Source organism: Pseudoalteromonas lipolytica, assembly GCF_003515105.1.
GTDB lineage: Bacteria > Pseudomonadota > Gammaproteobacteria > Enterobacterales > Alteromonadaceae > Pseudoalteromonas > Pseudoalteromonas lipolytica.
The window spans coordinates 655,795-670,341 of record NZ_CP032091.1 but is presented as its reverse complement, the minus strand read 5'-3'; the positions used below and the strand labels follow the sequence as shown (position 1 = coordinate 670,341).

Below are 14,547 nucleotides of genomic sequence, written 5' to 3'. Positions count from 1 at the left end.
AATAAATAATCGTTAATTCTTATCGTGTTCATGAGTAGCGTAAGTATAAAACGCATCAATTGGCATTGGTTTACTGTGGTAATAACCTTGGATCTGAATGCAGCCTAACTCTTTTAGGGTTTGTAATTGTTTTTCTGACTCAACGCCTTCTGCTATCGACTCCATATCAAGTGCTTTCGCCAGATCAATCATGGCTTTTACAATAGCAATATCTGCTTTAGTTGGATGTTCTAAATTATCAATAAATGACTTATCAATTTTTAACTTATCTAGTGCAAATTCCTTAAGGTAACCCATTGATGAGTAACCCGTCCCAAAATCATCAATCGACATTTTAAATCCAGCTTCACGCAGTTTAGTTATCGTGTTTAATGCAAACTGTGGATTACCAATCGCAATCGTCTCAGTCAGCTCAAGTTCAATACAGCTCGGCTCAATGGAATATTTTTGCAGTACCGTGGTCAAACTACGTAACAAGTTCTTTTTAACAAATTTGGTAGCCGATAAATTGATGGCAAAAGTGAGCGCTGGCATCCCATTATCGCGCCATTGACGAATCGTTTTTACGGTATTTTCAAAAACCCAATCATCAATGTCACTAATTCGGCCACAACGTTCTGCAATCGGAATAAACTCAGCGGGTGAAACACAGCCTAACGAAGCTGAATGCCAGCGCAATAAAACCTCAGCGGCTACCATTTTGTTTGTTGCTAGTTCTATTTGAGGATGAAATACGAGTGAAAATTCGTTATTTTTTAGTGCGTAATTGATAGCATTAATGATCTGAGCGTGCCTCACACCTGCTTTATTCATTTCTTCAGCATAAAACAAGACATTATTACGGCCTAGTTTCTTCACCTCAAACATAGCCGACTCAGCCATCTGCAATAAAGATTCAAAGTCACTGGCATCCAGCGGGCACAGGGCAACCCCTATCGAGGCCGTTACAACAATTAACTCGTCGTTAATTGATAAGGGTTCTCTGATCACTTTGAGTAAGTTATGAGCACACTTATCAATCTCTTCTGTCGATGTATAGGGGGTAATAAATGCAAAGCGGTCACCTTGTAAACGCGCAACCATGACTTGTTCACCCATAAAATTACTCATTCTTGCACTCAAGTTCTGCAGTATTAAGTTGCAATTTCCTATTCCCAGAGCCTTATTAAGAATTTTAAAGTTGTCTAAGCCAATTAAGATAAAGGCTGATTTAATACCGACATGCGCTTTTATGACCTGCTCAAATTCCATTTGTAACTTCACTTGATTGGCAAGCCCTGTTTGCTGATCAAAGTAAGAGAGCTGATGTATTAAGCTTTCACTTTCGACTTGCTTAGTCATATCATGTTGAAAAGAAATGTAATTACTGATTGCTCCTTGCTTATCAAAAATGGGGTATATGGTTGTTTGCTCTACAATAGCATCTCCGTGTTTAGTTTTATTAACCAATGAACCAACCCACGCCTGTTTATTATTGAGCTGTTGCCACATCCCCTGATAAACACCTAAATCCGTTTGACCTGCGCTGATCATGTTCGGACTTTGGCCTATAAGTTCATCGTAACCATACTGACACATGTCTAAGTACGCCCGATTCATATATTCAATTTTGGCATCCGTATTCGTAAACATAATAGGGTGCGGATTTTGCTCTACAGCTTGAGATAAAATATGCATGCGTTTATTCAACGTGATTTTATTAAACCACTGCCACACTGATTCAGCCCACACGGTGAGCATGTTTTTATCATGAACTGAAAATGTTTTTTCTGTGTGTTGCAAAATAATCGCTAACTGACATTTGCCATGACGCACAACCGGCACCACCAGCAAAGAGCTGGCATTACTTGGCAAGCCAAACTCTTTTGCTTGCTTGCGATTAACAATGATTGCTTCTCCAACAGCGACTTTTTCTTGCAACTTACTGGTACATACATCCAGTTTTGAGCCATGCACCGCACGGTAAGCGAGCTGCTTATGTTCATTACAAATATAGAGCGATGCACCATCACAATTTGCAATTTCACGGGCTTGCTCAACGGCATAATTAAGCAAGGTTTCTTGATCTTCCTGAAACGAAATTTCGGTCAATGTAAGCAATCCCTTATTGAACTTGCTTTGTTGAAGCAGTGCTGCCATTTGCCCTATTTTTTCTGTTACGTCACGCGCGACAACTAAGTAAGTTTCATGCTCATTTTCATAAGTAAACAACGTCACAGAGAATTCAAAATGATGCGTACGTCCATTAATTAAGAGAGGTAATGCATCGATAGTAAATAATCCAAATAAATGATTTTGTTGCAGTGAGTGTATAAACTGCGGTGCATGTTGAGGAGCAAAAAGCTGACAAATATTGTGACCTAACACATTGTTCGAAAAGACACGACTCGGCGAATTGTCACTGTAAATAGTTTTAAACGTGCCATCTCGCTCAAGCTCAAAAACAGAATCGGGTAAAGCGGTGAGCGTTGCAGATAACTGCTCTGTTGAATTTTCAAGATCAGCGTAAGGTTTGATGACGGTTTCAACAAACACGATTTTATATAATAAAAAGTAGGTCAAACCTTTATAAATATGACCAAAGAAGTTAAGTGTATCGGTTACATGTGAGGCATCATTATAGAGCGTAAAACACGCCTCACTTAATATCGCCAACAAACAAACAAGCGTTTTCCCGGCGATATTTAGAGTGTTTCTTGGTTTTCTTAATTGCGATGCAAACATACACGCAGCAAGGCTGTAGAGCGTAATCAGTGTTATTTCTATCAGCCACTTTTGTTGACTGCTGCCACCCCCTTCAATGTACAACGTGGGCAACCAATCGGGAAAATAAAATACAACAGCCACAATACACGCGGTCACACTAAGTAAAGTACTCAGCACAACACGCGCATTAAACAGCTTATAATTCACCCAAATAGCGGTTGCAATCACTAAAAATGCAGCGGCATTAAAAAACCGGGCAAACAGCCAAAAAGCAAACACTTGCTCCATGTTTTTCTCGTGATCACTGACACTTGAAAAACTCAAAAAGTGCAGCGCATCAAAAATAGCAACACACAGCATAAGACAAGATAGCAACAATAACTTGCTATTCCGGGTGAAGTGCCATGTATTCCATCCAATAGCAAAAATTAAGAATGAAATAACAACTGAGAAAAGCTCAACACTGGTGTGCATGCCTACATAAAAAGGTTCAGTAGCAATTAAACCGACCTTTTCTAGCAGTAATACGATGGCTAATAGCAACACACCGACACCAATGTAAGGTAAGGTATTTACAAGTTCTTTATGATGAGAAGTATGTACAAACTGTTTCACTAAGCTTTTAACTATTTTTATAAGTATTACTAAAAAGGATAGTAAAAATAACAGTTAAGTGTAGATAAATAATGAAAAAATCTGTCGGCGTTGCGCTAACTATAGCTTAGCGCAACAGAATGAAAACTAACCTTTATTAAAAGGATTCCGTGTATCTTGATTAGCATCGAGGTTACGCATCAAAATTGCGTGGTCTAAATCAATGTCTTCCGGTAGAGGGATTTTTACAATATGGCCTGAGCCTTTTGCATCGCTGATTGACTCGCCCTTTTTGTTTTCCATAAACTCAAGGTTAAAGTTGATATTGCCTTTAGGTGTCATTAACTCAAGCGAGTGACCCGTACAAAATTTATTTTTAACATCAATTTCAACCAACCCATTGCTAGTACGCCCCAGCACTTCACCAACAAACTGTTGTTTATCTGATACCGAGTGACCGTACTCATAGTTTTGATAGTCTTGGTGTGCATGGCGCTTTAAAAAGCCTTCGGTGTAACCACGGTGCGCTAAGTTCTCAAGCGTTTTAAATAAGTTTGCATCAAAAGGACGCCCAGCCACCGCATCATCAATTGCTTTACGGTAAACTTGTGCGGTACGCGCCACATAATAGAAAGACTTTGTGCGCCCTTCAATTTTTAGGCTATGTACGCCCATTTTTGTAAGCTGATCAACATACTGTACGGCGCGTAAGTCTTTTGAATTCATGATGTAAGTGCCATGCTCGTCTTCAAATGCAGGCATGTATTCACCAGGGCGACCTTGCTCTTCCAGCATATAGACTTCATTACTTGGCGCGCCTTCACCGAGTGTGGGGATCACTGATTTAGGATCAATTTTATGAACCATTTCGCCCGTTTCGTTTTCGGTGCCCGGTTTTACATCGTAATTCCAACGGCATGCATTCGTACACGTGCCTTGGTTAGGATCGCGCTTATTAATATAACCCGACAACAAACAGCGTCCAGAGTACGCCATACATAATGCCCCATGAACAAAGACTTCAAGCTCTGTGCTTGGGCATAATTCGCGTATTTCTGCAATTTCTTCAAGTGATAATTCACGCGACAAAATAACACGTTCAATGCCTTGTTTTGCCCAAAAATTTACCGTGGCGTAGTTAACTGCGTTAGCTTGTACAGATAAGTGAATTGGCATGTCTGGCCATTTTTCACGGACCAGCATAATTAAACCCGGATCTGACATAATCAGCGCATCTGGCTGCATTGCGATGACAGGTTCAATATCGCGTAAATACGACTTTACTTTGGCATTGTGGGGAGCAATGTTCGACACAACGTACAACTTTTTATTTTGTGCATGTGCCTCATTAATACCGATTTGCAAGTTATCTAAATCAAACTCGTTGTTACGAACACGAAGGCTATAACGAGGCTGACCTGCATAAACGGCATCTGCGCCATAAGCAAAAGCATAACGCATATTTTTTAAACTACCTGCGGGTGATAACAACTCAGGCGTAAAAGGGCGAGGGGTCAAAATAGGTGACGACATGAATGCTCCACACATCGAACCGAGTACAAATCGGTTGCATGAATTAATATGATTAACGAGCGCGGGAGTATAATAATCTGTGACTATATTTTATTGATCTAGATCATAATTGCAGGTAACTAAACCGCTAATTAACACCAAACATTGCTGCTTACGAAACACAACGAAAAAAAGCGCCTTTTGGCGCTTTGGTATCAATAACAATGTATCTTGTAACTCGTGAATTAATGAGCCGAGCCATCGCCCCCGCGTAACACGCCTTTTGGCGCACTACAGCCATGCTCAGAAATATAATCAACGGCGGCTTTTGCTTGAACAACCCCCCAGCCATAAGCATGATCATACCCAGCCTCGCCCTGATCATCCGCCGACGCACGAAGCGCTAAGCGAATACCATTTGCAGTACATTCAGGAAAATTACTCCACACCACAGCTGCCACGCCAGATACATGAGGTGTGGCCATTGAAGTGCCTGACTTGAAGTCATGATCTGTAAACTCGGCAACACTTATTGTGGTTTCTTGCCCTAGTTGCTCCATTAAATGAAGCCCCTCATTCATCATTACCGCGCCCACAACCAGTGTCGTTGGATTAATATTACCCACAAGCTCACCTTCGATGTTATTACGAATAATAACCCCCACCCCGCCATCGGCTTCGCATTGCTCAACCTTGCTATAAAACGGGCTATCACCACGCTCAACTAAACAAATTTTACCTGTTACATCACCACAGCTTTCGGTGCCGCGTCCACAATCGACAAGCTCACCTGTGACCGAGCCAAAACGTGATCCATCCAATGCATAGTGCTGAAAGTTAACATCATCCTGCATTACATTAAATTTTGAAAAACGTCCTTTACCAACAGGAATTGTTGAGAACACCCCAACCCCTGGCGCTGATAACTCAACCTGTGAACTGCGCTGTGAAAAGCTTGCATGTTGCTTAACACTATCCACCGCGGCAACTGAAACCACACTATCGTAAGACGCAGGATAACTGTGTGATGCATCACCTGAGTTACCTGCAGCTGCAATCATTAAAATATTATTACGCGCCACTTTATTAATTGCTCTTTCTTCAATCGGACTTGAATATTTGCCCCCTAAGCTCATGGAGATCACTGTTGAGCCCGCTTGCTGACACTCATCAATGGCCCCAGCTAAATCAGAGGCATAAGCCCAACTACCGTTGCCTGCAAATACACGCACAATGTGCATATCCAGAGAGTGGTCACCCACAATACCTGCACTGCCTTTGTTGTCATCAATTGCAGCAATCGTGCCCGCAACATGCGTGCCATGACCAAATGGGTCTTCATACCAAACACCCGCGCCACCATCCGCTGAACCGGTCACGCCCGCACTCGGTAAATCAGGGTGACTTAATGCATAACCACTATCAATGACACACACCTTTTGACCGCCTTGATACTGCACTTTATCTGCCTGAACCATCGTATAGCCATAAGGTAAGAACTGCATCGGCTCTTCCGACATCAGTTTACGAGATACATCGGGGTAAAACGCTTTAATATTGGATAAACCCGCTATCTCTGCCAATTGCGCTTTATTAATAGTGACTGCAAAACTCTCGAGTGACTTAATTTCTTTTTCTATTTTGACATTTTTAGCCTGGAGTGCCGATTTCACAATTGACGCTTTATTATTGTTCGCTTCAACCACTATGCGAAACGTCTGTTCTGCAAAACTGGGGAAACTACATGCGAGAGCCACACTTGCAGCAAGTACTGTTTTTTTATTAATCATCGTTGGGCTCCTTGTTATTGTGCAGTATTATCGTTTTTGCTCGCTGGGCAATCATGCAACTGAACGTTACCACTGATTGTTCCTGCATTGCTGTAACCTTGATATGGCCCAGACTCAAGCAACATCACATTTAAGAGCCCGTTTGCACCAATCCCTGTTTTAACGCCTTCTGAAATATCCATCATACAGGCAAAGCCAACGCCCTCTCCCGGCGCTGTTGGGTTGGTTGAGCTATAATTAAACTCCACCTGATACATTCCCTCAGTGCAAATATCTTGCTTACAGTACAAACGCTCATCACCCGACTCTGCGCCCTCAGGATCAACGGGCTCTTCGCTGCATAATCCAGCACCATACACGTTTGCATTAAACGCTACACCGCCCATTTGCTGCCAATCAATTGCTGTTAAATCCTTATAATTAACCTGTCCAGATACATCACCATCGCATCGCGCAGCATGCGCAGTAAAGACAGCTTTGCCCGCTCCGCCTTTTGAATTAAGCGTTCCACCAGCTGACACTCGTGCATCTATTTTTGCACAGCCACTCAATATAGCGGCTGTTGCAATTAACAACCCTAACTGTGTTAGTTTCATATTTTTTTCCTTGTAGTTTGTTTTCATTATCGTTTTATCCACTGTGACGCAAACTAATATTTCGAGTATATACATCTAGTTAAGAGCGACAGCACAGTATTAGAGCAACCAATAAGAGAATTCAATACGCAGAAATAAGCAAAAATGAACAGCACAAATGTAAGCAGAAAAAACGCCTTTATTTACAACCTGTTAAAAATAAATTCACACAGCGTTCATATGTACCAGTTTGTACCAAAGTGTAATCAAGCACCAAATAGCACATTAAAAGATCTTAATTAAACACTGTTGCACTGTGGTTATAGTGCATTGTGATACCCATTCGCTTAATGAGATGAGTGGCTTTGAAACACGAAAAACTAACAGAGAAAAGAAAAAAAGGTGACCAATCCTATGGCCACCTTTTTTAGATCAAACGCAATTAACTATCCAGGATAATTGGTTTTGATTTAGTTATGTTAACAGCAAAGCCATTCTCATAAAAATTTTTACACGCCTGTTAAGCGTTCGCGGCGCTTTTTCCACAACAGAAATTGATAGCCAAGCAAGCCTTCAGCTTGAATGTTAATTCGCCCGCCCGCCGCTTTTTCAACTTTCAAATGACCTTGCTTGTCATCATGCTGAAAGTTAAATAAAAACGTTGTAAGGGTTTGTTTATTTAAGGTAATCGCTATTTTCTGCTTAGTGTCTTCGAGTACACTCACCAGCTCATTTTCATTAAAACGATATTTTATTTGCTTATTCGTCGCTATGAGTTTAGGCAGTAACTTTGCGATATTATCATTCCAGTACACAGAGCGCTTTGCGTACTCAATTGATGCAGCCTCATCAAGTTCCCATGTTGTCTCAAGTTCAGTTGGAAACTCAGCCTCTACAGTGTTCGATTCTTGATTGATTTGTGCATGTAGGTTTTCAGCTGTGCCAATCACAGATAATAAGCACATTATTTTTATTATATTTTTAAACATAAACAATTCTTTGTTGTAACAATAAAATGGCCCACATTTTGAGTGGGCCATCCACTAACCTAGCAAAATACTAGTCATCTATGTGTTCACAGCGACCAAACTCTGCTCCGCCTTTCACCGCTTCAACAACTTGTTTCGGGAAACTTAGTTCTTGGTTTATGCCATGTTTACATACAAAGGCTTTGTTGGCATCGACTTCAATGGTCACTGGTGTGGGAAGTCCGACAATACCAGCCATCATTTCGGAGCCGTTGGCACTGACACCGAAAATGCCATTGGTCATGAAGTTTTTCGCTTCTACGACACCTTGCTTACCAAAGAACTCCTGACCTGTCATCCAACCAATACCTTCCATATAGATGGTCGAACCAGCAGGCATGCCATTGATAAGCAGGCGGCCTGTGATAACAGATAAATCATCATTGGCATCAAGTACCATGTTCAATGGTAAACCAGCAATTTCAGCAATTTCTTCATGGCTCATATTATAAGGTGCCGCACATAGGTTGTAGATGAACTGATAGTATGGAACATCTTCGCACCAACGTAGACCACCGAGATTAGTCACTTCATCTGTTTTAGCATTCCAGACTTTCACCCCCTCACCGAACGCTCGACGGCCAAATCCACGTTGTGCACCAAAGGCGATACGCTCACCATCATAAGAAATTACAGAAGAGTTGAGTGCTCCGAAGTCCTTGTAGAGGTCTCGTAACTTACCATCCACCCACGCAAGCTGAGAGTTATTGTTGTTGCCTGAGCCGGTCACTGTTTTACCGTTACCAGAGATTTTATCTGCACGCACCCATGCTTCGGTTCGCTCACCATTAATACGTACTTCATAGCCATCTCCCCAAGAGCGAGGAATAAACTCTAAGCCATCAGTTAATGGTGTTGCTTTGCCTGTTTTAACATCCCAGACTGTTGGAACGCCATATGAACTTGACGCCTTGTCTGGTGCACACTCTACGCCACCAGTATTGGGGCGGCGAGAATTACCAACAACGGTTTTACCTGCATCATCCATATCCCAAATAGAGTGCGAACTCACACCTGACTGACTTGCCAGCGCACAGGTGTTATTGCTTGGGTCTTCAAGCACAGAGAGGTGGCCTGAACTGATATCCCATACTGCACCTTGACCAATGCCGTTACCGTCAAGATCAGCAATAACTGCCGCCTTTGTGGCTGTTTTACTCATCGCAGCAGAAGTGGCTTTTAAAGGCGCAAAACCTTGCGGCGTCTCCAGTGTTTCAAAAGTATTCTGTGTGCTGTTATAAATAAATGGTGTACCACCCTGAGTAGTACCTAATGCTTTCTTGCCATTTTTTGCATGATCGCTTACCCAGGCTGCCACAAGCGGGGTGTATTGAATACCATCTTGATAGCCATTGAAGTACATTTCAACTTCTTTAGTTTCACCTCCAGCGACAATGATTTCGGTCATGTTACACGCATTGTCAAGCGCTGGCGAAGTGCCTTCATCTTCATTCCAATATTCATTTTCAGAAATGATATCGGTTGGTGTCGTGGGGTAGCCGCCAGCACGAATTGGATCCATATACAGCGCATAGCGGCCACCAGGCGTTAAGCCGTTGATTGTGAATGAGCCATCAGGGCCTATACGCCCTTGGGTCATATTCCCACTTTGTTGGGTGATTACGTCTTGCAATGGATTATCGAGGTTACGGGCAACCATATTCATGCCTGCATACTCAACACCTTCTTTGGTGTAAAGTTTTCCTTTAATGGTTCCGTATTTGGTTTTGTAATCCGCAGTTGGATATAAATCAGAGATATTGACGATATCATCGCGTACATTGACCGTGCCCTGTGCTTCGCCCTCGATACCACGTACATTAATAAATGGAAACATTGTTTCGATACTGTCGACAGGCGCACTATTCCGCCCAGTGTACGAATTCGTACCCGCACAACCAGCAACACCATCATACATAAGGTAGTTTGGGTTAGCTATATAGGTAAAGTGACCATTTGCCTGTGAGTGTGACATATTCATCGCGTGGCCAAACTCATGAGTAAATACGCCTTGTATCATCTTACCCTCGGTGTCGTTGATATCGACATACCATCCATTCATCAGCGCAGTTGCTTCTAGAATTTCACCCGTTTCTTCATCTGCCCATTCAGGAAAAGCAATACCGAGCACAGATGAACGAGGAACTCCAAAGTAATTTTCGAGGATCGCACCGTCAGTATCATAGTTAACCCAAAAACCGTAGCCGTTTTCGGCGCCATATATTTGGTCAACATTAGAAGCGTTAACGTCGCTAATACCGGTTTGACTTTCAATTGTGCCTGCAAGTGCCATGTCTAAGGTTGAGGTTTCAACATTTGACCACTGTGCGACAGCATCTGCTGTGACTGCATTCGCCTGCTCAATCGTTAGAAAAGTGTAATCTCGGTCTAAAGGAACGTATTTTGGTAACACAGTGCCATCTGGTAAAGTTATATCGACATTGAATGTCGTGCCTTGCTCTAATATGGTAAAAGCCTGAACGTCGTTACCGTCTTTGTCTTTAATAACTTGACCACCATCCGTCCATACAGGAATAGTGCCTTTGGAGGTGTCCCATTTATACGGTGCCATGGTTTTATCATGAATATATAAAGGGCCGCCAGCGAGTGAACTGGCTGAAAGAGTGGCTAAGGCAAGGGCTGCTGTAATTTTTGAAAATTTCATTATTGTTGTACTCCAGTCAGTTTACCCACCAAATTTATAAATACATCGGCCTTAACTGCTCCCGGACTGGTGAGCATATTGCGTTCTTCATTTGAAAAATTAGATGTATCCATGTCTTCAAATAGACCGGCATTTGCAAATTCGTTTACGACTTTGCCATCGCGTACAACAAACTTACCTTGTGCCATGCCCGCAGTTGTTTGAAAACCGGTAATAGAAGCTGGTTTGTACATAAAAGCAATGACGTTTTCACCTTCATGCCACTTTGCGAAACCATCTGGAGTAACCCCTAAATACACTTTGCCATTGCCCATTGAGCGAGGCTTAATTAAACCAAATTGACGAAAAGTGTAGGTCGAGTTTTCTTTTAATTTGCCTTTTGCATCAGACCCAACTTGAATAGTGACTTCAGTGTAAGGACGCTTGTTGTCAAACCCATCGGTTACTTTAATAACCTCGCCAGTAATAATACTTTGAGATGCTTGCGTTAGTTCTTGTAAGTTTTGTTGCTTTAATTTCATTGCATTGGCAGCTGGCGACAATGCCATCGCAGTGCCTAGTGCAAAAATAGATGCACATGACAGCTTGGTTAATGACCTGCGTAGTTTCATTCATATCTCCTATCATTCTTTAATTCGTGTATTTATTGTTTTAAATCAGGATTTATAACTACAAAAAACCTAATCACTAATTATTTATGGTTGAATAAAGACAAGAGTTCACGCAAAAAAATGTAGCCTTTTGTACACTCAAATTTAACATTTCGGTTACAATTTAAAAGGTGCTTATTTTTTATTTTAAGGTAGGGTAAAAAGAAGAAAAGTGAATTTAAAACCTATATATTCAGAAAGTTAAATTTATAGCAGCATAACACATTGGTATACGCTAACAGCGCAAAAGTGAATGAAAGGTTAACAAAAATAAGGTTGTAAAAAGGAATGTTCCACCTAGATAAGTAAAGTAGCGATATGCAAAGTAACTTCACTTATCTAGTGCCTTTTATGATTGCCTAAAAAAGCGCAACTTCTTCTGTTTCGAGTGTGAACGTTTTACCATTTGCAAAATAAATATCTATATAAAAAATATGACTGCTTTGCAGTTCAGGCGCTTGATTTGGTTTTAGTTCAATAAACACAGGTGCTGTAGTAGGTAATATGTCAGCAAAATCAGCGACACTGGCATAGCCTCCCTCATTAAAGTAGTCAAAGTCATTCACATACATCTCTGTGACATTGAAGATACTATTCAAGCTCATACCAGCCGTTAGTTCGCTGCTATAATCGGCGCTTGAATAAACATTAATTGCAGTAATGCTATTAATACTGCCAAGCACCACAGCCGCCACTGGGCAATCAGCGTATTCTTTATTAGGATCTGGTTCGTTACCGTCTTGATAAACACCGTCACCCATTCCGCTTAGCTTGATTTTATAGGTGTCAAAGGCAATGGGTGTAAGTGTATTTGCGCTATCCTGTTCAGCTACCACAGCGTAGTTAGCAATATCGATGGCTACAGGTGAAGACGGACATGTTAATTCATCATTTGAATCTGAATTACAGCCAGCTAAAACACTAGCAAGTAAACCTATTAAAAGAAGTTTTTTCATTGTTTTTCCTTATTTTAGTACTCTATTTTCCTTGCTGAAAATGATAGCTCAAAATCCCTATGCAGTAACAACTTTGCAGTCATAATTGAATTAAAGGCAGCCTTTTAGGGCAATCGCCAAAAGGATCATAAAAATGCCATCTATGCTCTATTTAATAAAATTAGGAATTTTAGCGTAAAGCGCGTATAATTCGCGCCCGTTAATATTTAACCTTTTATATATAAAATTATTGGAGCACAAAGATGGCTTTAGAGCGTACTTTTTCAATCGTAAAACCTGATGCAGTTGCTAAAAACCACATCGGCGCTATCTACAACCGTTTCGAAACTGCAGGTCTTAAGATCGTTGCAGCTAAAATGGTTCACCTTTCAAAAGAAAAAGCTGAAGGCTTCTACGCTGAGCACAGCGAGCGTCCTTTCTTCGGTGCTTTAGTTGAGTTCATGACATCTGGTCCAGTAATGGTTACTGTTCTTGAAGGTGAGAACGCTGTACTTAAAAACCGTGAAATCATGGGTGCTACTAACCCAGCTGAAGCGCTAGCAGGTACATTACGTGCTGACTACGCTGACAGCATCGACGAAAATGCTGTTCACGGTTCAGACGCTGTTGAATCAGCTGCACGTGAAATCGCATACTTCTTCGCTGACGAAGAAATCTGCCCACGTACTCGTTAATATCGAGTTCACAGCTAAGTCTGTGATGCAGAAGAAAAAGGGCTTTCGAGCCCTTTTTTAGTCATTAGCTAAGCTTATTATTCGTCTGTTTAGCTAATGACTAAGTCGATTAAATAATATACAATCGCGCACCCTAAATACTTATACCACCGTCACTGATTGAGGTTGTTTCATGACCACAGAAAAAAAGATTAATTTATTAGATTTAAACCGAGATGCAATGCGTGAGCTTTTTGTATCCTTCGGCGAAAAGCCGTTCCGTGGCGATCAGGTGATGAAATGGATTTATCATTTTGGTGTAGATAATTTTGACGACATGAGCAACGTCAATAAAAAGTTAAAAGAAAAGCTTAAAGCTGAATGTGAAATTGTTGCACCCGAGATCTCAGTAAAACAAGTAGCAAGTGATGGCACAATTAAATATGCCTTATTGCTACAAGGTGGCCAAGAAGTTGAAGCTGTGTGGATCCCTGAAAAAGACCGTGCAACCTTATGTGTATCGTCACAAGTAGGCTGTGCGCTAGAATGTACTTTCTGCTCAACAGCGCAGCAAGGCTTTAACCGTAACCTAACGGTATCTGAAATTATTGGCCAAGTATGGCGTGTTGCTAAAGATATTGGCCTTGATGGCGATAGCACCAAACGCCCTGTTACTAATGTTGTAATGATGGGTATGGGTGAGCCACTTTTAAACCTTAAGAATGTTGTGCCAGCAATGGAACTGATGATGGATGACTGGGGTTTTGGTCTATCAAAGCGTCGCGTTACACTGAGCACATCTGGTGTTGTTCCTGCTCTTGATTTACTAAAAGAAAAAATCGACGTTGCGTTGGCCATCTCTCTTCACGCGCCAAACAACGAGCTGCGTGACGTGCTAGTGCCTATCAATAAAAAGTACCCAATTGAAGAGTTTTTAGCGGCGTGTCGTCGTTACATCGATGGCTCAAAAGCGAATAAAGATGTCACTATTGAGTACGTCATGTTGCAAGGCATTAACGACAGCACCGACCAAGCCCATGAACTGGTTAAAACATTAAAAGGGACACCGTCTAAAGTAAACCTTATTCCGTTTAACCCATTCCCTGGCAACGAATATGGTCGCTCAAGTAATAGCCGTATTGACCGTTTTTCTAAAGTACTACAAGCGGCAGGCATTACCTGTATTGTTCGACGTACTCGTGGTGACGATATTGATGCAGCCTGCGGTCAATTAGTGGGCGATGTGGTTGACAGAACAAAGCGTTTAGCGAAAAAGAAAATGCGCGATGACAACGCAATTGCTGTTAATATTCATCAAGCATAATCGTTAAATCCAAGACAAGCCTTTGTGTTAAGCAGCTTATTTTTAAAATAATAGATGCAAGACAAAGGCTTTTCGGTAAGATAGGCATACGGAA

At 41.5% G+C, this 14,547-nt stretch carries 10 protein-coding genes; 2 read left to right on the top strand and 8 right to left on the bottom strand.

Going from position 1 to position 14,547, the window contains the following annotated elements; translation table 11 throughout:
- Positions 1-12: 12 nt before the first annotated feature.
- The 8 genes from D0907_RS19165 to D0907_RS19130 form a co-directional block, all read right to left on the bottom strand.
- The gene (locus tag D0907_RS19165) at positions 13-3,321 is read right to left on the bottom strand and encodes a bifunctional diguanylate cyclase/phosphodiesterase (RefSeq protein WP_118845090.1); all 3,309 of its coding nucleotides are present in this window, start codon (positions 3,319-3,321) and stop codon (positions 13-15) included.
- 126 nt (positions 3,322-3,447) lie between these two features.
- Positions 3,448-4,833, bottom strand: a complete 1,386-nt coding sequence (gene trhP, locus D0907_RS19160) for a prephenate-dependent tRNA uridine(34) hydroxylase TrhP (protein WP_065979595.1) — start codon at positions 4,831-4,833, stop codon at positions 3,448-3,450.
- A 224-nt stretch (positions 4,834-5,057) separates the two neighbouring features.
- Positions 5,058-6,602 carry a S8 family serine peptidase gene (locus tag D0907_RS19155; RefSeq protein ID WP_118845087.1) on the bottom strand — a complete coding sequence of 515 codons (1,545 nt, stop codon included), beginning with the start codon at positions 6,600-6,602 and terminating at the stop codon, positions 5,058-5,060.
- 14 nt (positions 6,603-6,616) lie between these two features.
- Positions 6,617-7,198 (bottom strand): hypothetical protein, encoded by a 582-nt coding sequence (locus D0907_RS19150; RefSeq protein WP_036972400.1) that lies wholly within the window; start codon positions 7,196-7,198, stop codon positions 6,617-6,619.
- A 488-nt stretch (positions 7,199-7,686) separates the two neighbouring features.
- Positions 7,687-8,166, bottom strand: a complete 480-nt coding sequence (locus D0907_RS19145) for a hypothetical protein (RefSeq protein WP_118845085.1) — start codon at positions 8,164-8,166, stop codon at positions 7,687-7,689.
- A gap of 70 nt (positions 8,167-8,236) precedes the next feature.
- Entirely contained in the window at positions 8,237-10,870 is a 2,634-nt protein-coding gene (locus D0907_RS19140; protein ID WP_036972402.1) for a WD40 repeat domain-containing protein, read from the bottom strand.
- The gene (locus D0907_RS19135) at positions 10,870-11,481 is read right to left on the bottom strand and encodes a hypothetical protein (RefSeq protein WP_036972403.1); all 612 of its coding nucleotides are present in this window, start codon (positions 11,479-11,481) and stop codon (positions 10,870-10,872) included. Before D0907_RS19135 ends, D0907_RS19140 begins: the two co-directional genes overlap by 1 nt.
- Positions 11,482-11,879: 398 nt before the next feature.
- Complete coding sequence (locus tag D0907_RS19130) at positions 11,880-12,476, bottom strand: hypothetical protein (protein ID WP_118845082.1); 597 nt, start codon at positions 12,474-12,476, stop codon at positions 11,880-11,882.
- A gap of 242 nt (positions 12,477-12,718) precedes the next feature.
- Here D0907_RS19130 and ndk point away from each other — a divergent pair, with 242 nt between their 5' ends.
- Positions 12,719-13,150 (top strand): nucleoside-diphosphate kinase, encoded by a 432-nt coding sequence (ndk, locus tag D0907_RS19125; RefSeq protein ID WP_036972405.1) that lies wholly within the window; start codon positions 12,719-12,721, stop codon positions 13,148-13,150.
- 172 nt (positions 13,151-13,322) lie between these two features.
- Positions 13,323-14,453, top strand: a complete 1,131-nt coding sequence (gene rlmN, locus D0907_RS19120) for a dual-specificity RNA methyltransferase RlmN (protein ID WP_036972406.1) — start codon at positions 13,323-13,325, stop codon at positions 14,451-14,453.
- Positions 14,454-14,547 lie beyond the last annotated feature (94 nt).

Bases quoted from the DNA above. Each gene is read 5' to 3' on its own strand.
- trhP (WP_065979595.1), bottom strand. From the start codon at position 4,833: ATGTCGTCACCTATTTTGACCCCTCGCCCTTTTACGCCTGAGTTGTTA.
- D0907_RS19155 (WP_118845087.1), bottom strand. From the start codon at position 6,602: ATGATTAATAAAAAAACAGTACTTGCTGCAAGTGTGGCTCTCGCATGT.
- D0907_RS19150 (WP_036972400.1), bottom strand. From the start codon at position 7,198: ATGAAACTAACACAGTTAGGGTTGTTAATTGCAACAGCCGCTATATTG.
- D0907_RS19145 (WP_118845085.1), bottom strand. From the start codon at position 8,166: ATGTTTAAAAATATAATAAAAATAATGTGCTTATTATCTGTGATTGGC.
- D0907_RS19140 (WP_036972402.1), bottom strand. From the start codon at position 10,870: ATGAAATTTTCAAAAATTACAGCAGCCCTTGCCTTAGCCACTCTTTCA.
- D0907_RS19135 (WP_036972403.1), bottom strand. From the start codon at position 11,481: ATGAAACTACGCAGGTCATTAACCAAGCTGTCATGTGCATCTATTTTT.
- D0907_RS19130 (WP_118845082.1), bottom strand. From the start codon at position 12,476: ATGAAAAAACTTCTTTTAATAGGTTTACTTGCTAGTGTTTTAGCTGGC.
- ndk (WP_036972405.1), top strand. From the start codon at position 12,719: ATGGCTTTAGAGCGTACTTTTTCAATCGTAAAACCTGATGCAGTTGCT.
- rlmN (WP_036972406.1), top strand. From the start codon at position 13,323: ATGACCACAGAAAAAAAGATTAATTTATTAGATTTAAACCGAGATGCA.